General features: G+C 32.2%; 18 protein-coding genes and 1 pseudogene. 7 read left to right on the top strand and 12 right to left on the bottom strand.

Annotated elements, in window-relative coordinates; genetic code table 11:
- Window positions 1–404 precede the first annotated feature (404 nt).
- The 6 genes and pseudogenes from AAC024_RS07690 (at window position 405) to AAC024_RS07665 (ending at window position 4,755) form a co-directional block, all read left to right on the top strand.
- Window positions 405–979 (top strand): annotated as a pseudogene (locus AAC024_RS07690) (DUF4126 domain-containing protein).
- A gap of 67 nt (window positions 980–1,046) precedes the next feature.
- Entirely contained in the window at window positions 1,047–1,760 is a 714-nt protein-coding gene (kdsB, locus tag AAC024_RS07685) for a 3-deoxy-manno-octulosonate cytidylyltransferase (RefSeq protein WP_339894710.1), read from the top strand.
- On the top strand, window positions 1,751–2,455 hold the full coding sequence (locus AAC024_RS07680; protein WP_339894703.1) for an HAD family hydrolase: 705 nt from the start codon (window positions 1,751–1,753) through the stop codon (window positions 2,453–2,455). Before kdsB ends, AAC024_RS07680 begins: the two co-directional genes overlap by 10 nt.
- Before the next feature lies 1 nt (window position 2,456).
- Window positions 2,457–3,074, top strand: coding sequence for a CatA-like O-acetyltransferase (locus AAC024_RS07675; protein ID WP_339894702.1), 618 nt, complete (start codon window positions 2,457–2,459; stop codon window positions 3,072–3,074).
- 48 nt (window positions 3,075–3,122) lie between these two features.
- A complete protein-coding gene (locus tag AAC024_RS07670; protein WP_339894701.1) occupies window positions 3,123–4,205 on the top strand; it encodes an iron-containing alcohol dehydrogenase family protein in 1,083 nt (360 codons plus the stop codon).
- A 1-nt stretch (window position 4,206) separates the two neighbouring features.
- On the top strand, window positions 4,207–4,755 hold the full coding sequence (locus AAC024_RS07665; RefSeq protein WP_339894700.1) for a 1-acyl-sn-glycerol-3-phosphate acyltransferase: 549 nt from the start codon (window positions 4,207–4,209) through the stop codon (window positions 4,753–4,755).
- A 683-nt stretch (window positions 4,756–5,438) separates the two neighbouring features.
- Here the strand turns inward: AAC024_RS07665 and AAC024_RS07660 are convergent.
- Window positions 5,439–7,985 carry a zinc-dependent metalloprotease gene (locus tag AAC024_RS07660; RefSeq protein WP_339894699.1) on the bottom strand — a complete coding sequence of 849 codons (2,547 nt, stop codon included), beginning with the start codon at window positions 7,983–7,985 and terminating at the stop codon, window positions 5,439–5,441.
- 165 nt (window positions 7,986–8,150) lie between these two features.
- Here AAC024_RS07660 and AAC024_RS07655 point away from each other — a divergent pair, with 165 nt between their 5' ends.
- Complete coding sequence (locus AAC024_RS07655; RefSeq protein WP_339894698.1) at window positions 8,151–8,888, top strand: NYN domain-containing protein; 738 nt, start codon at window positions 8,151–8,153, stop codon at window positions 8,886–8,888.
- A 273-nt stretch (window positions 8,889–9,161) separates the two neighbouring features.
- On the opposite strand, the gene AAC024_RS07650 is transcribed toward AAC024_RS07655, so the two are convergent.
- From AAC024_RS07650 to thrA, 11 genes are all read right to left on the bottom strand, one after another.
- Complete coding sequence (locus AAC024_RS07650; RefSeq protein ID WP_339894697.1) at window positions 9,162–9,881, bottom strand: YebC/PmpR family DNA-binding transcriptional regulator; 720 nt, start codon at window positions 9,879–9,881, stop codon at window positions 9,162–9,164.
- 149 nt (window positions 9,882–10,030) lie between these two features.
- The gene (locus AAC024_RS07645) at window positions 10,031–10,324 is read right to left on the bottom strand and encodes a 4a-hydroxytetrahydrobiopterin dehydratase (RefSeq protein ID WP_339894696.1); all 294 of its coding nucleotides are present in this window, start codon (window positions 10,322–10,324) and stop codon (window positions 10,031–10,033) included.
- Window positions 10,325–10,368: 44 nt separating this feature from the next.
- Window positions 10,369–11,202 carry a sugar nucleotide-binding protein gene (locus tag AAC024_RS07640; protein WP_339894695.1) on the bottom strand — a complete coding sequence of 278 codons (834 nt, stop codon included), beginning with the start codon at window positions 11,200–11,202 and terminating at the stop codon, window positions 10,369–10,371.
- 26 nt (window positions 11,203–11,228) lie between these two features.
- On the bottom strand, window positions 11,229–12,143 hold the full coding sequence (locus tag AAC024_RS07635) for a glutaminase (protein WP_339894694.1): 915 nt from the start codon (window positions 12,141–12,143) through the stop codon (window positions 11,229–11,231).
- Between the two features lie 4 nt (window positions 12,144–12,147).
- Window positions 12,148–13,227 (bottom strand): glycine cleavage system aminomethyltransferase GcvT, encoded by a 1,080-nt coding sequence (gene gcvT / locus AAC024_RS07630; protein WP_339894693.1) that lies wholly within the window; start codon window positions 13,225–13,227, stop codon window positions 12,148–12,150.
- Window positions 13,228–13,572: 345 nt separating this feature from the next.
- Window positions 13,573–14,784: a carboxypeptidase-like regulatory domain-containing protein gene (locus AAC024_RS07625; RefSeq protein WP_339894692.1), complete on the bottom strand. Its 1,212-nt coding sequence runs from the start codon at window positions 14,782–14,784 to the stop codon at window positions 13,573–13,575.
- Between the two features lie 144 nt (window positions 14,785–14,928).
- A complete protein-coding gene (locus tag AAC024_RS07620; protein WP_339894691.1) occupies window positions 14,929–15,171 on the bottom strand; it encodes a hypothetical protein in 243 nt (80 codons plus the stop codon).
- 57 nt (window positions 15,172–15,228) lie between these two features.
- The gene (gene thrC / locus AAC024_RS07615; protein WP_339894690.1) at window positions 15,229–16,521 is read right to left on the bottom strand and encodes a threonine synthase; all 1,293 of its coding nucleotides are present in this window, start codon (window positions 16,519–16,521) and stop codon (window positions 15,229–15,231) included.
- Window positions 16,522–16,598: 77 nt separating this feature from the next.
- Window positions 16,599–16,955, bottom strand: a complete 357-nt coding sequence (locus AAC024_RS07610; protein ID WP_339894689.1) for a four helix bundle protein — start codon at window positions 16,953–16,955, stop codon at window positions 16,599–16,601.
- A 231-nt stretch (window positions 16,956–17,186) separates the two neighbouring features.
- The gene (locus AAC024_RS07605) at window positions 17,187–18,107 is read right to left on the bottom strand and encodes a homoserine kinase (RefSeq protein ID WP_339894688.1); all 921 of its coding nucleotides are present in this window, start codon (window positions 18,105–18,107) and stop codon (window positions 17,187–17,189) included.
- A 111-nt stretch (window positions 18,108–18,218) separates the two neighbouring features.
- A complete protein-coding gene (gene thrA / locus AAC024_RS07600; RefSeq protein ID WP_339894687.1) occupies window positions 18,219–20,663 on the bottom strand; it encodes a bifunctional aspartate kinase/homoserine dehydrogenase I in 2,445 nt (814 codons plus the stop codon).
- Window positions 20,664–21,059 lie beyond the last annotated feature (396 nt).

The following is a 21,059-nucleotide window of genomic DNA, read 5'->3' as shown; positions in this document are numbered from 1 at the left end:
GAACCAAAAATTTTGATACTTAAACGATGAATAATTATTAACTAAAAACAAAAAGTCCCAGTATTCATTGGCAGTTTGCAGTAGTTTTTTGGGCGCAACCCAAAAGGGTCGGGCTATCCGTTACAAGTCCTCGCTCCGTTCCTCCGCTGTGGGCTTTCCACTTCTATCCCTTGCGCACTTATCCGCCAAATTAAATTTCAAAATCAAAACATCAGTACCATCTAAAAGCATTCAGTCTTTGGCTGTTTACAAGAAAACGTTATAAATTAGCATAATAATCTACCATTTAACTTTGCGCCTCTGCGGCTTTGCGAGAAAATATTTTAGATTAAGAATTTTGTAAGTTTAAATAATTATTAACTAAAACAAAAAGTCCCCTTTGGGGATTTAGGGGAGGGACAATTATGACATTTGAAACCATAATTAGTATTTGCCTAGGTGTTGGTTTATCGGCATCTGTGGGTTTTAGAGTTTTTTTACCATTATTTGCTTTAAGTTTAGCCTCTTATTTTGATGTTTGGCAACTTAATGAGTCTTGGGAATGGATAGGAAGTACAGCTGCCTTAATTACTTTAGGCGCCGCTACTATTGTTGAAATAATTGCCTATTTTATTCCATATATTGATAATTTATTGGATAGTATTACAGTGCCATTGGCGGCACTAGCAGGCACCGCCATAATGCTATCTACAGTCGCCGATTTAAGTCCCGTGATTACGTGGTCGTTAGCAATAATAGCTGGAGGAGGAACAGCCGCAGCAGTGGCAGGAACATCTAGCACAACAAGGCTAGCTTCAACAGTAACAACAGGTGGCATAGCAAACCCTTTAGTTTCAACCATTGAAACCATAACTTCAGTAGTTATTCTGTTATTTCTATCTTTCTTCCTATAGTAGCAGCGGTATTGGTTCTTTTTATATTATTTATAATTTTCAGATTATATAAAAAGTTTAAAACAACTAAGATTAAAAACCAATAATATTTGGCTATTTTTGAAAATAGAATTTACTTAAACAAATAAATTTAAATCTGTGAAAATAATTTCAATGATTCCTGCACGTTATGCTGCATCACGTTTTCCTGGTAAACTCATGCAAGATCTTGGAGGCAAAACAGTCATTCAAAGAACTTACGAAGCTACGGTTGCTACAAAGTTATTCGATGATGTTTTTGTGGTTACTGACAGTGATATTATTTATAACGAAATTGCAAATAATGGCGGAAAAGTAATAATGAGTAAAAAGGCACATGATTGTGGCAGCGATAGAATAGCTGAGGCTGTTGAGTTTATGGATATTGATATTGTTATTAATGTTCAAGGAGATGAACCTTTTACTGATAGAGAATCTTTATCAAAACTTATTGAAGTATTTAAAAACGACCATGATAAACGTATAGATTTGGCGTCTTTAATGGTTCATATTACTGATGAAGATGAAATTAAAAACCCAAATACAGTAAAGGTTATTGTCGATCATTCAAATTTTGCGCTTTATTTTTCACGAAGCCCAATTCCATACCCAAGAGACAAAAATGTAGGCGTGAAATATTATAAACACAAAGGAGTTTATGCATTTAGAAAAGAGGCCATTTTAGATTTTTACAAATTACCAATGCTGCCGCTTGAAGCTTCTGAGAAAATAGAATGTATTCGGTATTTAGAATACGGAAAACGAATAAGAATGGTTGAAACAGATGTTCAAGGTGTTGAAATAGATACTCCTGAAGATTTAGAACGCGCAAAGAAAATATGGAAATAAATTACCAAAACATTAAAGTTATTGGCTTTGATGCTGATGATACACTTTGGGTTAATGAAACCTATTTTAGAGAAGCAGAAACAGCTTTTGCTAACCTCTTGTCCAAATATGAAACTGCCAACAAAATAGACCAAGAGCTTTTTAGAGTGGAAATTGAAAATTTATCGCTCTATGGTTATGGAGTAAAGGCCTTTACGCTATCTATGGTTGAATCAGCTTTAGAATTATCAAATTATAATATTTCAACAAAAACTATTGAATCTATTTTGAATATAGGTAAAGATATGTTGAATAAACCTGTTGAATTATTAGATGGTGTAGAAGACGTTTTAAAAGCGCTATCAAAAAGATACAGACTCATATTAGCCACAAAAGGCGATTTATTGGACCAAGAACGAAAATTAGAAAAGTCTGGTTTAACAGATTATTTTCATCATATTGAAGTTTTAAGCGATAAAAAAGAGGCTAATTATTCAAAACTATTGAACCATTTAGATATTAATCCTTCTGAATTTTTAATGATAGGAAACTCATTAAAATCTGATGTTTTACCCTTAGTAAATTTAAAGGCAAATGCCATTCATGTCCCTTTTCATACTACTTGGGCTCATGAAGAAGTAACTGAAAAAGAGAAAAATGGTAAAGCTTATAGAACCATTAAGAGTTTAACAAGCTTACTAAAATTGTTAAATTAGTATGAAATATATTGATTTAAATACTTGGAATAGAAAGGCACAATATGAACATTTTATTAAACTATTAGATCCTTATTTTGGGGTTACCGTTCCTTGTGATGTAACAAAAGCCTATAATTTCTCCAAAGAAAATAATTTGAGTTTTTTTGGTAAATATTTACACGATTGTATGAAAGCCATTAATGATGTTGATAATTTGAAGCTTAGAATTGAGAATAATAAGATTGTTGAATATCCTGTTATACACGCATCGGCAACTATTATGCGAAACGATAAAACTTTCGGTTTTTCATTCATAGAGTTTGATAGTGATTTAAATACTTTTATAAAAAACATATCAAATGAAAAGGATAGAATAGAAAACACAACAGATTTGTATCCACCAAAAAACGGATTAAACTGTATTCATTGTTCAGCTATGCCGTGGTTAAATTTTACTGGGCATAAGGAACCTATTTCCGGAAATATAGAATCTGTACCTAAAATAGCTTTTAGTAAAGTTACAAATATAGAAGAGGCTTTAAATATGAATGTGTCCATGAGTGCTAATCATGCTTTAGTTGATGGATATCATGTTGGAGAATTTTTTGAAAAATTTCAAAATTATTTAAACCTATAGAATTTAAAATAATGGTATTTTTACGAATTGTAAAAGAAAACAAGTTACATGAGTTATAAGAACTTTCCAATGGTGCCAAGAGTTATTTTTGGCAGAGGTAGTTTCAATCAATTAAACGAAGTTTTAGGGCCTAAGCGCTTAAGCATCAATGCTCCTTTTATTTACTTAATTGATGATGTGTTTAAAAACAACACATGGTTATTATCAAGAATTTCATTGGCCTATGATGATAGAATTATTTTTGTTTCAGCTGAAGAAGAACCAAAAACATCTCAAGTCGATACACTTGTTGAAGACATTATATTAAAACATAAAGAACGTCCTTCTGGTATTATTGGAATTGGAGGTGGAACATTGTTAGATTTAGCTAAAGCAGTATCTATTATGTTAACTAATAATGGTGAAACTAAAGATTATCAAGGTTGGGATTTAGTTAAAAATCCAGCAGTATTTCATGTAGGCATTCCAACAATATCTGGCACAGGAGCCGAAGTTTCAAGAACCACAGTACTAACAGGTCCAGAACGAAAATTAGGAATTAATTCTGATTACACACCTTTTGATCAAGTTATTTTAGATTCAGAACTTACCAAAGATGTTCCAAAAGACCAATGGTTCTATACAGGTATGGATTGTTATGTTCATTGTATAGAATCTTTAACGGGTACTTACCTGAATGCTTTTAGTGAAAGCTACGGCAATATGGCTCTAGATTTGTGTAAAGAAATATTCTTAGAAGGTAATCTTTCAGAAATTGAAGCTCAAGAAAAACTTATAATGGCCTCATGGCATGGCGGTATGAGTATTGCGTATTCCCAAGTAGGGATAGCACATGCCATGAGTTATGGGTTATCCTATTTACTAGGAACTAAACATGGTATAGGTAACTGTATCGTTTTTGATCATTTAGAAGCCTTTTATCCTGAAGGTGTTAAGCTTTTCAAGCAAATGAAAGCAAAGCATAACATTACCTTGCCTCAAGCTATTTGTGCAGATTTGGGCGACAGAGAATTTGATATTATGATTGATGTTGCGTTAAGTCTTGAACCACTTTGGGAGAATGCAATTGGCAAAAATTGGAAAAAAACAATTACTAGAGAAAAATTGAGGACTTTATACCAAAACATGTAATATGCAATGGCTAGCCAAAATTATTTATTTTAAAATTCTAGGTTGGCAGGTTATTGGTAACACTACTTTCTCAAATCAAACTATAAAAAAAGCTGTAATTATTGCTGCTCCACACACAAGTTGGCAAGATTTCTTAATAGGCATATTATTACGATCTGTGGTAGGTTTAAGAACAAATTTTATAGGAAAGAAAGAATTATTTGTATTTCCTTTAGGGTGGTTTTTTAAAGCATTAGGAGGTGCTCCAATAAATAGACAATCCAATGAAAATAAGGTAGAAGTTATAGCTAAATTATTTGAGCAACACGATGAATTTAGAATGACTTTAGCCCCAGAAGGATCAAGAAAGAAAGTAACATCTTGGAGAACGGGTTTTTACTATATTGCTAAACAAGCCAAAGTACCAATCATTATGTTTACACTCGATTTTGAGAATAAACAGAATAAAATCTCCGAACCGTTTTATCCTACTGATGATGTTGAAGCAGATTTTGAATATATGTATAATTTTTACAAAGGTATAAAAGGTAAAATCCCTGAGCATTCTTAACTGTTTTATCTATCTACATATTAATTTGGCATAGAAATTGCACTGTAAACAATATAGCAAATGAAACATAAAGTAAACAATTATTTGTTCCTAAAAAGAAACATCAGCTAACAAAAACAAAAGCTACTCCAATTACGAAGTAGCTTTTTTGTTTTAGGTTGAAAATTACTGTTGTTCGATTAAAATCATTAAAATTAGTTTTAATCATTTGATATTATTGAGTTTTAAGAATTTCAAAACAAGATTGCTTACTTTTAATGAGACTTAGTAACCTGAGTTCGATATAATAATAAATATAATTAGCTAAACAAATAATTGATTTTCTACTTTACAAAAAAGAATTCTGTTAACAACCCACCCCTTAATCCCCTCCAAGGAGGGGAAACTCATACGTTATAGTTTCCCTCCTAATAAGGAGGGATTAAGGGAGGTGTAGAGCTGTTTTATTCAAATCTCTATTATTATTGTTTTCAAAAAAACTAGGCTAGTATCCTTTAATCTTACTCCCTAAATTAAATTGTTCTTACATCGAACTCAGGTTAGTAATTACGATGGATGAAAAAAAGTAATAATCAGTTTACTGCTGTTTTTAACTAGTTACAATTAAGTCTTTGTTCTTAATTCTAAAAGCAAAGCGGTCTATTCTCTTTTGTTGGACACTAATGATAAAACATGAAACTTTCTTATTTTATTTCCTTAATAGCGTTATCAATAAGTGTTCGTAAATGCTGTTTATGGGCTCTTGAAGCCATATTCCCTGAAGGAGCAGCCATAGTTCTAATTGCTTTTAAATTATACAATGCCATAGATTTTGCATTATGAGTAAACTTGCTGTTTCCCTTTCCTGTTAACATTTCTATCAACATATTTGTATATTCTAATTGTAGATTTTGTCTAAACGAATTTACAGAACTATAGATATCAGACTTAAATATGGCATTATTTAAATCGGTCATAAAGATGGATAACTTGTATTTGTTTCCATATAATTCAGAATCGGTGATACGTTGTACGGTATTTGGGTGTAACAAATGTTTTAACACCGTACTTTGAGATGATAACACTAAATTATGAATTTTAGGATCCTCTGGTCCAGTACGAAAATTATTTCCTCTACGCTGTCTAGCAAGGTAGTTGTATAAACCTTTTGGCGCATCAAAAGCATCAGGAGCAAATATGAATTTGCTTAATCCATTCATCGCTCTTTTTTGTTCATTTAAACTCACAGGCGTATATGGTTGTGTAGCACCTGTTTGCCCAACCATGGTACGATCTACATAAATTCCTCCTATATATCGAGACATTATAGTTCCTGAGTTTCTGTATTCGCGCTGTAAAATACCATAAGCTCTTGTAAGCTCTTGATAAGATTCTCCCTTTGTTACTAATTTGTTTTTTATATTTTGCATGGTTTCCTCAACCAGATGGATTCTTTCTATGGCATAACCAATAGCATCATTTGATAAATCATAAATATTAACACGAGGGTCAATACCTCTGCTAGAAGAGCGCATATCATCGGCGTCGTTACCAAATGCCAATTCTGGTTGTGCTGATTTACTTAAAAGAGCCTGCCTTTCTGTTTCAGAGGTAAAGTTTTTATACCCTAATTCAATAGCCCATAAATCATATGGTCCGACCGCATTATCATAATAGATTCCTTGCTTACTACGATCTCTTGTAATATTAACAGCTGGATATTCCATAACTGATGTTGAAAGCGCTTTTCCTTCTATTAGTGATGGGTTAGATAATTCTTCTGGTGAAAACAATTGGCTACCTCTCATATTATGATATAAACCTAAAGTATGTCCAACCTCATGCATGATTAAACGCATCATATTGTCGTGTAATATCTTCTTAAGTTCTAAATCAGAATCTTCAAATGCATTAATTACTGCCTGACCAAACATTGTACTTTCAGCCATAAGATGACCAGCAGAACAAGTCATTTGGTTTTGATTACTAAAATCGTATTCTTCTACTTCTTCTTCAATACTACCATCAAAAACTTTTCCTACCATAACACGTCCGCTAAAATGAACGAATTCTAGCATAATATCAGCTCCAAAAATCTCACCAGTTCTTGGGTTTTTCATACTTGGTCCGTAACCACCAAAAGGAGGTTGAGGAGAAGCCGTCCATCTTAACACATTATATCTTATATCACCTGCATCCCAATCAGCATCATCTGGTTGTTGTTTTACCACAATGGCATTTTTAAAACCTGCCTTTTCAAAAGCTTTGTTCCATTCTAAAACAGCATTTTTAATAGTTTCACGCCACTCCAAAGGTGTAGAATTTTCCATCCACCACGTAATTGGTTTTACTGGTTCTGAAAGAACAGCTTCAGGGTTCTTCTTTTTTAAATGCCATCTATTAATTAAATCGCGATATGGTGTTGAACTAGTAGATGTTTGATCAGTAACTTGGTTGGTAAAGAATCCAACTCTAGGGTCATCAAATCGCGGTTCGTAATCATTATTTGGCATAGCAATTAAACTATGAAACACTTTAATACTTACATTTCTGCCATCTGAAACAGCGCTCGAACCACTATTTAAAACAGATGCGTTAGAATACACATATTCAACTTCGAGATTTGTATTCTCAGGATAACTCTTGATGCTATTGATTTTAGTTTTTCCTTTATCCAAAGCTCCTAATTTAAAAGCAGTAGGAGAGGTGCCAGGTCTAGACGAAGGTTTTATTTGTAAAAAGGTCTCTTTTAAAAATAAATCATCTGCTTTTATTAAATAAAGCCTTTCTTTATCATCTCGAGCTTCAATTTTTAAACTCGCCATAATACCTTTACTAATATTGGCATCTTTTGATTTAGAAATTGGGTTATTGGGATCGAAATAAAATGATGTATTTTGAGTAATAAACTCTATTTTATCAAAATATTTTTCAACTTTAAACACTTTAGAACCCCTGTATGAGCCTCTGTTTACACGTCCGGCATCCATTACGCCATCAGCAATTTGTGCAAAATGGATATATTCTTTATTCAATTGGTCTTCTGTTAAAACCATTTGTATAGACCCCGTAATTGTATCCTGATAAATAGTAAAAAGCCCATCTATTTTTTTACTTGACTTTGTTAAGTCTTTTATACTTTTTTCTTTTTCTTTTTTTGGAGGAGTTATAACAACTTCAGTGTCGTCTTTTTTCTTTTTCTTTTTTTTCTTTTGAGCTTCAATATTTAAAGGTGTCAAAAAGAAACTCATAACAATTATTAAGCAAACCTGCTTAATTACATTTTTTGGTAGTACCATATCTTAAAACAATTATTTAGGATAAATCCTGTTTACTTAAATTAGTCGGCTAAATGTAAAAATAATTAGACGTATAATCATCTAAATAAAAGTTAAAATATTATATCTTTATAAACTATGATTAAAGACACAAAAATTGCCGTATTAATTGATGGAGATAATATACCTTCAAAGTACATTACTGAAATGATGGAAGAAATCGCAAAATACGGAACTCCAACAATTAAGCGTATTTATGGAGATTGGACAAAACCCCATTTGTCAAAATGGAAAAATGTATTGTTAGAAAATGCCATTACGCCTATACAGCAATACGGTTATACGACAGGTAAAAATGCTACAGATTCGGCTATGATTATTGATGCCATGGATATTTTATATTCTGAAAAAGTAAATGGCTTTTGTTTAGTGTCTTCTGATAGTGATTTTACAAAACTAGCTACGCGTTTACGCGAAGCGGCTATGGTAGTTTATGGCATGGGAGAAAAGAAAACACCAAATCCATTTATTGTAGCCTGCGATAAATTTATTTATCTGGAAATTCTAGCGAGTGATGATGATATTGAAAAAGATGAAAAAGGAAAGAAAGCTAAAAAAACTAATCTATATAATATTACACCTAAAGTGATTAAACTCCTTCATAACTCTGTTGATGATGCTGCAGATGATGATGGATGGGCATTCCTTGGTGATGTTGGGTCTTTAATACTTAAAAAGCAGCCTAATTTTGACTCCCGTAACTTTGGATTTCAAAAATTAACACCACTTTTTAAATCACTACCACAATTTGTAATGGAACAACGCGATCAAAGTAATGGGCGTTTCAAATTGATTTATGTAAAAAATAAAGATTAGATTTCTCCTAAATATTTTGGAAAACAAAAGCGACTGTTTGAAAAGTTTTTTTTTCAGTTGTCAGTATAAGCATTAACGTGGTCAAAATGTATTTTGAACGAAGCTAGCTTACGAAGTAAGTCAAAAACATTATAATCTTGATTTTCAATGCATTTCGGTTTGCTTCGCAAGGTGCTTTCAATGAAAAAATATTTTCATTTACCAATGCTCAATGTAGCAATTTACTCCAAAATGGACTTTTCAGACAGCCTATTTTTTAAATTATAATTTGTTTTATTCTGTACTTTCCTCCATGGTATGATACACATTTTGAACATCATCATCTTCTTCAAGCTTTTCCAATAGTTTTTCAACATCTTCAGCCTGTTCTGGAGTTATTTGTTTTGTTACCTGAGGCATTCTTTCAAATCCAGAAGATAAAATTTCAATTTCTCTTGTTTCTAATTCTGCTTGAATGGCTCCAAAGCTTTCAAAAGGCGCATAAATTAAAATACCATCATCATCTGCAAATACTTCTTCTGCTCCAAAATCAATAAATTCTAATTCTACCTCTTCAGCATCTAAGCCTTCAGCATTTATTCTAAAATTACAAGTATGGTCGAACATAAATACAACAGAACCCGAAGTACCTAAACTGCCATCACATTTGTTAAAATAACTACGAACATTAGCTACAGTTCTGGTATTGTTATCTGTTGCAGTTTCAACTAAAATAGCTATACCATGTGGTGCATAACCTTCAAAAATAACTTCTTTATAATCGCCTTGACCCTTCTCACTTGCTTTCTTAATAGCACGTTCTACGTTATCTTTGGGCATGTTAACAGATTTAGCATTCTGTATAACGGCTCTTAAACGCGAGTTACTATCCGGATCTGGGCCACCTTCTTTTACAGCCATAACAATGTCTTTACCAATACGTGTAAAGGCTTTGCTCATTGCGGACCAACGTTTCATTTTCCTTGCTTTTCTAAACTCGAAAGCTCTTCCCATAATTAAATTATTATTTTGTCATTCCCTTAAAAAAGGAAATCTTTTTAATTTCTACTCTCGCAAATTTAAAAAAATATGCCGCCTGAAATAAAAGTTCGCTATTTTAATTTTTAGTTTGTATCAACTGTTACTACCAACTGAATACTTATTTACTCATCCTCAGGTTCTACAATAAATTCAATAGCCTCTGCCAATTTGAAATCTTTATTTGTTACACCACTAGCATCATGCGTTGATAATGAAATGGAAAGCACGTTATAAACGTTGCTCCAATCTGGGTGATGGTTTAAGGCTTCACATTCAAATGCTATTCTACTCATAGCACTAAAACAGTCCTTGAAATTTTCAAATTCAAATTCTGCATGAATAGCATTATCATAGTATTCCCAATCTGGAAACCGAAGTAATTTTGCTTCTATGTCTTGTTCTGTAAGCTTATTCATAATAATTTTTGTATTAATTTAATGATTTTAAATATTAAAATCAACTATATTTTTAATTCAGTTAATATATCCTGACTTTTAATTTGAAGATGTTTAGGGAGCTTATTAAACTTTGGAAGAACAGCTAAATACCTATCATCATTCGTTGTGTAAACACGTTTGTAAATAGCTGTGTTTTTTAATTCTAATGAAGTGATAATTTCTTTAATAAAATCGTTGTGATGAACCAAGTCATTACTACCTAAATGAAAAATACCAGATTTATTCCTATTGATAATATAATGAATTTGCTGCGTTACTTTATAATCATTAGTTACATTCATTATAAGGTTTGGAAAAACCTCGATAGGTTTTTTTTCTTTTACAAATTGAACCATTTCTTGCACTCTTGGTGATTGTGCACCAAAAACCATAGGTAACCTTAAAATAGCGATTTGTTTTTTAGGCAAACGCAAAAGCATATTTTCAATTTTTATTTTGAAATGCCCATAAATACTATTGCTATAGGTTTTGTCTTGTTCGTAGCTTGGGTATTTTATATACGCGTCAAAAACATTGGCGGAAGAAAGAAATATGATTTTTATTTTATTTTTAAATACATATTCGGTTAAATGCTGATGTACCAAAACTTGCTTAGAAAAACCGCCTCGTAATGCAGAAATGATAATAGTAGGTTTTACAATATCTAAGATTTCAAAAACATCATCTTCTTCAATGTTATACTGAAAAAAGTGATTGTTTTTTTCTAAGGATTCATTTGATGTATTGTAAGTACCAAAAGTTCTAAAATAGGAGCAGAGTTCTTTATAAATAGAACCTCCTAAAAAACCACTGGCTCCTAAAATTAAAATTCTATGTTTATCTTCTCGCTTTATCATACATCAAACTTCAAATTGAAGATACTCTAAAAAATGGATAGTTTTGTTTTGGATGTGAATTGTTCTAAGGTTAACATACCTAGTTTGGAATTTCCTTTTTTGTTAAGCCCTGGCGCCCAAGTTGTAATAACAAAATGGTCTGGAAGTAATGCCACTATACCACCACCAACACCACTTTTTCCTGGTAAACCTACCTCAAAAGCAAATTCTCCAGCTTCGTCATAAAACCCACAAGTAAGCATTAATGCATTAATACGTTTAGCTTGCGATTTGGTAAGTCGTGTTTTGTTTAACATACAAATTCCCTTATTAGCTAAAAAGAAAAACGCTTTTGTTAATTGCTGGCATGTCATTTCAATGGCGCATTGATGAAAATAGAAATCTAAGACATCTTCAACAGGATTGTTTAAGTTATTGAAGGATTTTAAAAGATTAGCTGTGGCGTAATTTTTAAAACCAGTAACTTTTTCTGAATGTGCAACGTCTTTGTTAAAATTAATGGTTTCATCGCCAGTAAGGTCTCTAACGTAATTTAAAAAGTCTTCTTTTGGGTTTTTTAAATTTGAAATCAATATATCAGCTATAACAATAGCTCCAGAATTTATTAACGGATTTCTAGGAATTCCATTTTCAATTTCTAATAATGCCAGTTGGTTAAATGGATGTCCAGATGGCTCTACATCAATACGTTTCCAAGTACCCTCCCCAATAAGTGCGATAGCTTTTGATAAGGCTAAAACTTTAGAGATACTTTGAATAGAAAAAGGTTTGTTATAGTTGCCAACGCCATAATCGTTTCCATCAGAGGTTCTTAAATGAATTCCGAAATTATTCTTATCAATATGTGCCAATTCTGGAATGTAAGATGCCACTGTTCCTTTATCAGAAGCAATAACAGCATCTTGATAAATATGTTCTAAAATGGCTTGAAAATCTGGCATATTATTATTTGTAGAACGGCAATTTAACCACCGTTGCTGGCACTGCATTTTTGCGAATTTGAATATTTATTTTACTATTCACATCGCTGAAAATAGTTGGTACATAGCCTAAACCAATGCCTTTTCCAAGTGATGGCGACATGGTGCCAGAAGTTACCACACCAATAGTTTTTCCGTTGCCATCAACAATATCGTATCCATGGCGCGGAATACCACGGTCATCCAATTCAAAAGCAATGAGTTTACGTTTTGGACCGTGTTCTTTTTCAGCTTTTAAAGCTTCAGAATTAGTAAAATCTTTTGTAAATTTTGTTATCCATCCTAAACCAGCTTCAATAGGCGAGGTGGTATCATCAATATCATTTCCATAAAGACAATATCCCATTTCTAAACGTAAGGTGTCGCGTGCTGCTAAACCAATAGGTTTAATACCAAAATCTGCTCCAGCTTCTAAAACCTTATCCCAAATTTGTTTAACTTCCGAGTTTTTACAATAAATTTCAAAACCACCACTGCCTGTATAACCCGTTGCCGAAATAATCACGTGCTCAATACCTGCAAAATCACCAACCACAAAATTGTAGAATTTAATCGCCGATAAATCATGACTAGTAATACTCTGCATCGCTTCAATAGCTTTTGGCCCTTGAATTGCGAGAAGCGAATAGTTTTCACTTAAATCGCGCATGTTTGCACCAACATCGTTTTTAGACTCAATCCAATTCCAATCTTTTTCAATATTACTAGCGTTTACAACCAATAAGTATTGTTCTTCTTTAATTTTGTAAATGATTAAATCATCCACAATACCGCCATCATTGTTTGGCAAACAACTGTATTGTGCTTTACCAACAGTTAATTTTGAAGCATCATTACTTGATACTTTTTGTATTAACTCAAGCGCATGTTCGCCATCAATTAAAAACTCACCCATGTGCGATACATCAAACACACCAACAGCTTGTCTGACGGTTTCATGTTCTATGTTTATACCTTCATATTGAACAGGCATATTATAACCTGCAAAAGGGACTATTTTAGCACCAAGGGCTTTGTGAGTTTCAGTTAAGGCTGTGTTTTTCATATCCTCCCTATATCCCTCCAAAGGAAGGACTTTTTTTAAATTATTATATTTTTTCATTTCCACGTAGGTGGAAATCTCTTTAAAAATTGATTAAAGCAAATGTATTGAAAATTTATATTAACGCTTTCGCGGAAGGCTTAAAAGGTTTGTTAAAGTTGAGTTGGGATGTTTTGGGGTTTTGAGTGGGAATTTGAGAATGCTCGTTTAGCGGTTTTGTTTATGGTTTGTTACGTTTTTTAAGTACCTAATTTAGCAAATAAATCACGAATAGAATATTTCGCAGGAATGTTCGTAAGTAGAATAGAACCAAGCAATTGATTATACACGGCTTAAGGCAGCGTTTTTTTAATCATCATTATTAGGTTCATAATCAAGAGGCAAAGAATGTGCAAATTTTTCATAAGACCAGTATTCTTCATATAAAACATCTAGTGGATTAGCTAAAATTCCTTTTGGGTAAATTATGAATTTTTCAGCTAATGGAATTATGTTCGATGCTTGTAGAAACGCCTTACGAGGTTTACTAAATGGATTTCTTAAAATATAGCCTTTTTCTTCCTTTTCTCTGAGATATGTAATTCTTAAATTATTGTCAAATTGAAGATAAGTTTGATTATTCTCTTTGTGAATGATATCTGAAGAAGCTATTTCGGACTTGTATAAATAGTCAATATATTTCGGAAGTTTTGCTTTTTTTAAAATAACTAGTGCTGAATCTATAGAATTTTTAGGTTTGTCAATTTTTCTTGAAAAATTAAGTGCAACATTTGATTTAGATAATTCCTTTCTAGCTTTTGATAATTCCTCTTGGCTAGGTCTATCATTATTTTTCTTTCTTACAAACTGATTTATAACAAAACCTTCTTTTTTTGATGAATTTTTTATAATACTTTTATAAAAGTGTACTTGCGAACCATTATAAGCCTTTAACCTATTTTTTCTCCACTTCTTCTGCTTATTTTTATTGCCTTTTAATTCTTTAAAATAAGAATATCCTAAATATTTAGTGAATTTTTTTTCTATTGAAAAATGTTTTAAATCGTAGAATATATCATAGCCTAGAGCTTCATTTTTTATATGTAATGGTTCAATAGCTTCTGCTGTCAAAATATTATTTTCTGAATCAAATTCAAAAAACAAAACGTCTGGATTTTGTATAGTACAAAATTTTGAAAACTCACTAGTACCAATAAACTCACGAAAGAAAACGGAAAAACTATATTCCCATTCATCATTGTTTTCTTTTCCATTTATAATAACTTCATCTAATACAAATTCTTCTTCTAATAGTGAAAAAACGAGTGGTTTTGTATAAGTCGAAGTATCAAAATTATATTTTATAGTCTGAAATCCTATATGTGAAATTATTAATTGATAAACGCCATTCTTTACCTCTAAATTGAATTCTCCATTTTTATTTGTAATTGTTCCTGTAGTGGTATTATTAAGATATACAGTTACATTACTCTTTGGTTCATTGTCAAAATAAATCTTCCCTTTTAAATTTGTTTGAGCTGATAATTTAAAAAAAAATAAGTAAAAAAAAAAGAATAACAAATATTGAATTAGTCATCAGATTACGTGGTGATTTTAAATGTTGCCTAACTGCAAAGATAAAGTTCCGTTTCAATACTGAAACAAGTTCAGCACATGTGAACTTTATCGATTGTTAAACGAAGTTAAACAATTTTTCTTACAAAGTCAAGCTGAATTTTTTCTAAACGTTAACAATGAATACAAGGAGACCAAAGCCCAAACAGCTTCTAGTATAATAAAAGGCCAATAATTTAAAAGTATGGATGCTAAACAAGCCATTGCTGCACCAATAAGGTTAAGTAAAATATACGGTAAATCTTTATTAGAGACTTCACCTATAACATTTAAGAAATAAGCGAGCAGTATTTGAAAAACACCTAAAAATCCAATCCAGTCTACTGTTGTCATATATTATAAATTTCTTCAAAGTGAATTCCGCATCAAGTGTGAAATAACAAACTCATTTTACTTTAATAAAAACGTTTTCAAATCCTCGTAAGTAGAAATTAAACCAGCTACTTTATCTTTCCCCATTACAGCCTGTATTTGTTCTGGCAGTGGTTGTTTTTCTTTGATAACTTCTTCAACCACATCCAAAAATTTAGTTGGGTGTGCTGTTTCTAAAAAGATACAGTGTGTCTTTGGGTTTTCTTTTAAAAAGGCTTTACAACCTAAATATCCAACCGCACCATGAGGGTCTGCCACATAGTTAAAGTTGTTATATATTTCTAACATCGCCTCTTTAGTTTCATCATCTGTAAAACTATAAGACGTTAGGTTATCTTTTAAAGTTTCAAATTTATTTTTGTAGATTTCTTGAATACGTATAAAATTACTTGGCGCACCTACATCCATAGCATTTGAAATGGTTTGTACCGATGGTTTTGGTTCATATAATTGTGACGTTAAATAACGTGTAACCACATTATTTGCATTATTTGAAGCTACAAAATGGGTAATTGGTAACCCTAATTGTTGTGCCATCATGCCTGCACAAACATTTCCGAAGTTTCCACTAGGTACAGAGAAAACAATGTCATCGTGCTGATTATGCAATTGCTTATAAGCAAACATAAAATAGAATAATTGTGGTAACCAACGTGCTACATTAATGGAATTGGCAGAGGTTAACTGCATTTGGCTTGTTAGCGTTTCGTCCAAAAAAGCATTTTTTACCATAGCTTGACAATCGTCAAACGTACCATTAACTTCTAAAGCTTTTATATTTTGACCTAACGTAGTTAATTGCATTTCTTGAATATCACTCACTTTTCCGCTAGGGTAGAGTATCACCACATTTACACCTTTCACACCTAAAAACCCATTAGCTACAGCGCCACCAGTATCGCCAGAAGTAGCTACTAAAACAGTTACTTCGTTAGTGTTATCTTTATTGAAATACCCTAAACAACGTGCCATAAAACGAGCGCCTACGTCTTTAAACGCCATGGTTGGTCCGTGAAACAACTCTAAAGTAGAAATGCTTTCATTTAGGTTTACTACTGGAAAATCAAAAGAGAGCGTTTCTTCAACTATAGTTTTTAAAATGTCTTCTGGAATTTCAGGAGAAACGAATTGCTTGATAGCCTCGAAAGCTATTTCTGAATAAGATAAATTGTTAATATTATCAAAAAAAGATTTTGGTAACGGGGTTATGCTTTCAGGGAAATATAGACCTTTATCTGGTGCCAATCCTTTTATAACGGCATCTTTGAAGGATGCGTTTGGGGCTTTTTTGTTTAATGAGTAGTAGTTCATGGTTTTAAAAATTGACCGAAGACCAATGACGGAAGACGGAAGTTTATTTGTGTTTTCAATCAATAAAAACACGTTTTTTATTTGATGTTTTTTCTAAAGGCACTCATCATATTCATAAGATGATAAGACTCATTGTATAATTCGGTAAATTGTATTTCAGTAATATAATGTCGCCTTTTTGCTTTGAATAAACAGGTCACTACTTCAGCTAAAGAGCGTATGGAATATCCAATAAATTTCTTTTGTTCTGGATTAGATTGTCCAATGGATCCTTCAGAAATATTTAAAGCTATAGCATCTGATGCTCTACATATTTGCGAAGACAAGTTAAATTTCTCTTTTGCTGGAAAATCTGAAGTTAACTTATCTATAATCTCTCCAAAATCCATAGCTTTTTGCCAAATAATAAGTTTTTCGAATTTAAATTTGTTCATGGTTTAAAAATTGACCGAAAACAGATGACTGAATACGGAAGTTTGTTTTTTTAATGACCGAAGACTAATGACGGAAGACCAAATTTTGTTAGTGTTTTCAATTAAGAAAGTATATGTTTTATTTAATATTTTTCTACAATTATTATATTCATAAGAGTGAGTACTTCTGTCATTCGTCTTCCGTCTTCCGTCTTCCGTCTTCCGTCTTTCGTCATTTCATTCCCGTCCTCCTCAAATAATCTTTACCCCTTCTGTATTAATTTTAGACACATGTATATCAAAGGCAATTCCTGATTTTGAATATACACTTTGCATCGCCTCTTTTACTTTATTAGCTGTTTCCAATCCTTTACTCAACGTAAAAATAGAAGGTCCAGATCCTGAAATGCCACAACCTAAAGCACCTGCATTAATTGTCGAAGTTTTAACGTCGTCATAATGTGGAATCAATTGACTTCTATATGGCTCCACAATAACATCATGTAACGAATTTTTAATCAATTCATAATCACTGGTATGCAACGCATGAATTAAACTCCCCAGATTTGCCCACTGTGCAATAGCATCTTGAAGCGCAACTTCTTTTGGAAGCATGGCTCTCGATTCTGAAGTTTTAATTTCAATCTGTGGATGAATAATAGTTGCATATAAATCATCTGGCGACGGAATTTCTAGAATCTGTAATGGCGAAACACTTTTAACTAAAGTAAAACCTCCAAAAAGAGCTGGAGCGAGGTTATCTGCATGTTCGCATTTACTAGCTAAAGCTTCTCCTTTAATAGCAAACTCTGTGAGTTGCGTTTTATTGAATGGTCTTCCTAGAAGTTCATTCATTCCAAAAACACTACCTACGGCACTTGCAGCACTACTACCAATGCCGCTTCCTGGTTTTATGTTTTTATAAATTTCAATTTCAAAACCGAAATCTACATCAATAGCATTATACATAGCTAATGCAGAAACACCAGCAACGTTTAATTCTGTTTCATACGGTAAATCGAACCCTTCAATTTTAGTAATATGAATTCCCTTCTTATCGGTTTTTCTAATGACCATGTGATCGCCAACACTGTCTAAGCAAAATCCTAAAACGTCAAATCCACAAGATACATTTGCTACGGTTGCTGGAGAAAATATTTTTATTTCGTTCATTATACGTTTCTCTTTTTTCATTTCCGCGAAGGCGGAAATCTCATCTTTAGAACTTTAACTTAAAAGTTCTCAATTTAACTGTTTACTGCCGACTGGAAACTATCGGCTTTTTTAATCATTTCCAAGTCTAATAATATCGGCAAACAAACCAGAAGCTGTAACATCTGCACCAGCACCTGCGCCTTTAATAATCATGGGTTGTTTTGGGTAGCGCTCTGTGTAAAACATCACTATATTATCGCTTCCTTCTAGATTATAAAACGGATGACCTTCTGGAATTTCCTGTAAGCTAACATTCGCTTTGCCATTATCAAATTTAGCTACATATTTTAGTTGACAATTGTTCGCTTTCGCGGAAGCATATAAACTTTGATAATGTGCTTCATCTGCAATTAAAGTATTGTAAAAATCTTCAACCGTATCACTTTTCAATCCAGATTCTGATAAGAATGACGTGTTTTCAATATCCTCTAAATTCATTTCAACACCACTTTCTCTTGCTAAAATTAAAATCTTACGGGCTACATCAACACCACTTAAATCAATTCTTGGGTCAGGTTCTGTATAGCCTTCAGCTCCGGCTTGTTTTACAACATCATAGAATTTTGTAGAATCATTGAAGTTATTGAAAACAAAGTTCAAACTTCCAGATAATACCGCTTGAATCGAGTTTACTTTATCGCCAGAAGCAATCAAATTACTCAACGTATCAATTACTGGTAAACCTGCACCAACATTTGTTTCAAATAAGAAAGGTGCATTGTATTTTAAAGATAACCTTTTTAACTCTTTGTAATTATTATAATCACTTGAACAAGCAATTTTATTGCAGGCAACAATAGCAATGCTTTGTCTTAAATATTGTGTGTATAAATCAGCAATATCTTTATTTGCTGTGACATCAATAAAAATACTGTTACGTAAATTTAATGCTTTAGTATTTTCAAAAAAGCCTTGTAATGATGCTTTTTCGCCTTGTGGTAGTTCGTCTTTCCAATTTTTTAAATTGATACCATCTTCATCAAAAATCATGGTTCTTGAATTTGAAAGTCCCACAACTCTTAGGTTTATTTTTAGGTTGTCTTTCAAGTATTTCTTTTGCTGTTTTATTTGCTCTACCAAACGTTCTCCAACATTTCCAACGCCAGTTATAAATACATTAAGTTGTTTTGTTTTCGATTCAAAAAATTGCTCATGTAACGTATTCAGCGCTTTTTTTACATCTTTTTCATCAATAACAGCCGTTATGTTTTTTTCCGAAGCACCTTGAGCAATCGCTCTAATGTTAATATTGTTTCTTCCTAAACTGCTAAACATTTTACCACTAATACCTTGGTGATTTTTCATATTATCACCAACCAATGCTATAATTGATAATCCGGTTTCAATAATAATAGGTTCAATTTTGCCTAAAGCAATTTCATTTTCAAAAACAACATCAATGGCTGCTTTTGCATTATCAGCTTCTTTGTCATCAATACCTAAACAAATAGAATGTTCTGATGATGCTTGGGTAATCATAATTACATTTATTTTTTCTTGAGATAAAGTTTCAAATAATCGTTTTGAAAACCCTGGAATACCTACCATTCCTGTTCCTTCTAAAGTTAATAATGCAATATTGCAAATATTACTGATGCCTTTTACAGGAGATGTAGATTTTGTTTCTTCATTTGAAATTACGGTTCCAACAGCATCTGGTTCCAACGTGTTTTTAATATGAATTGGAATATTCAAACTCAATACGGGTTGCACCGTTGGAGGATATAAAACTTTTGCACCAAAATGCGATAATTCCATGGCCTCTTGGTAAGAGATTTTATCAATAGGGTAGGCCTGTTTTACTAATTTTGGATTGGTTGTGTACATACCACTTACATCGGTCCAAATTTCTAATTGCTCAACATGCAATGCTGCTGCAATAATAGCAGCGGTAAAGTCTGAACCACCACGACCAAGCGTTGTTATTTCTCCTATTCTAGATTTTGAAATAAACCCAGGAAGTATTGTTATATTTTGTTTAGCCGATTTAAAATAATCTCTAATATTTTGATTGGTAATACTATAATCAACTTCCGCTTTTGTGAAGTTAGAGTTTGTAATAACTAACTCTTGGGAATTTTTTATTTCAGCAGAAATACCTCTTTTTTTCATGGTTTCTGCTATCATGAAAGAGGACAATAGTTCACCGAAACTCACTAATTTATCTGATGTTTTTGGAGATAATTCATTGATTAAATAAATACCTTCTAATAAACTTTTTAAAGCGTCTAGTTTTTCTTCAACAAAACTAAGAATAGATTCACTTTTTTCTGGATTCAATTCTTTTATAATATTGAAGTGACTTTCTTTAATACTTTCGAAAATGTCTATGAATGTTTTGTCTTTACTTTGAGCCTGTTTACCAGCCAATAATAATTTATCTGTAATACCACCAACAGCCGAAACCACACATGTTATGGTATCAGTTTTACCATAGTTCTCTAAAATATTGATGACCTTATTTATATTTTTAGAAGAACCTACCGAAGTTCCTCCGAATTTTAAAACTTTCATGTGTTCTATGTTATTTTTTTTCAATGGCCACTCCGAAATTTTCGGAGCAGGCTATGTAGCTTCCAAATCATGATTTGTCTTGAGTATAAACTTGTAGTCATGGAAGTTTCATGTTTTAATGTCTTGTATAATTAAAAAAAATGCTTGAAATGTTGTGATTTTTGAAATCACAAAAATAGTTTGCGGAATATATATAACTAGTAACCCCAAAGGGTAGTGGTATTTGTAGTTGTCGTAAAAATAGACGCCGTTTCTTTTAATAAAAAAGAAACATGAGTAAGTTTATTTTGGCTGAAATGATTCATTATTGTTATATAATACTCTCCAAAAGTATTACATTTAGCCTAATAAAAAAACTAAAATATTTTTTTTACAATATTCTTATCTTCAGTGACT

It is taken from the genome of uncultured Algibacter sp., from assembly GCF_963976535.1.
In the GTDB taxonomy this organism is placed as follows: domain Bacteria; phylum Bacteroidota; class Bacteroidia; order Flavobacteriales; family Flavobacteriaceae; genus Algibacter_B.
The sequence above is the reverse complement of the archived record's forward strand: the minus strand, read 5'-3'. Positions and strand labels throughout refer to the sequence as shown.

Bases quoted from the DNA above. Each gene is read 5' to 3' on its own strand.
- kdsB (WP_339894710.1), top strand. From the start codon at position 1,047: ATGATTCCTGCACGTTATGCTGCATCACGTTTTCCTGGTAAACTCATG.
- AAC024_RS07680 (WP_339894703.1), top strand. From the start codon at position 1,751: ATGGAAATAAATTACCAAAACATTAAAGTTATTGGCTTTGATGCTGAT.
- AAC024_RS07675 (WP_339894702.1), top strand. From the start codon at position 2,457: ATGAAATATATTGATTTAAATACTTGGAATAGAAAGGCACAATATGAA.
- AAC024_RS07670 (WP_339894701.1), top strand. From the start codon at position 3,123: ATGAGTTATAAGAACTTTCCAATGGTGCCAAGAGTTATTTTTGGCAGA.
- AAC024_RS07665 (WP_339894700.1), top strand. From the start codon at position 4,207: ATGCAATGGCTAGCCAAAATTATTTATTTTAAAATTCTAGGTTGGCAG.
- AAC024_RS07660 (WP_339894699.1), bottom strand. From the start codon at position 7,985: ATGAGTTTCTTTTTGACACCTTTAAATATTGAAGCTCAAAAGAAAAAA.
- AAC024_RS07655 (WP_339894698.1), top strand. From the start codon at position 8,151: ATGATTAAAGACACAAAAATTGCCGTATTAATTGATGGAGATAATATA.
- AAC024_RS07650 (WP_339894697.1), bottom strand. From the start codon at position 9,881: ATGGGAAGAGCTTTCGAGTTTAGAAAAGCAAGGAAAATGAAACGTTGG.
- AAC024_RS07645 (WP_339894696.1), bottom strand. From the start codon at position 10,324: ATGAATAAGCTTACAGAACAAGACATAGAAGCAAAATTACTTCGGTTT.
- AAC024_RS07640 (WP_339894695.1), bottom strand. From the start codon at position 11,202: ATGATAAAGCGAGAAGATAAACATAGAATTTTAATTTTAGGAGCCAGT.
- AAC024_RS07635 (WP_339894694.1), bottom strand. From the start codon at position 12,143: ATGCCAGATTTTCAAGCCATTTTAGAACATATTTATCAAGATGCTGTT.
- gcvT (WP_339894693.1), bottom strand. From the start codon at position 13,227: ATGAAAAACACAGCCTTAACTGAAACTCACAAAGCCCTTGGTGCTAAA.
- AAC024_RS07620 (WP_339894691.1), bottom strand. From the start codon at position 15,171: ATGACAACAGTAGACTGGATTGGATTTTTAGGTGTTTTTCAAATACTG.
- thrC (WP_339894690.1), bottom strand. From the start codon at position 16,521: ATGAACTACTACTCATTAAACAAAAAAGCCCCAAACGCATCCTTCAAA.
- AAC024_RS07610 (WP_339894689.1), bottom strand. From the start codon at position 16,955: ATGAACAAATTTAAATTCGAAAAACTTATTATTTGGCAAAAAGCTATG.
- AAC024_RS07605 (WP_339894688.1), bottom strand. From the start codon at position 18,107: ATGAACGAAATAAAAATATTTTCTCCAGCAACCGTAGCAAATGTATCT.
- thrA (WP_339894687.1), bottom strand. From the start codon at position 20,663: ATGAAAGTTTTAAAATTCGGAGGAACTTCGGTAGGTTCTTCTAAAAAT.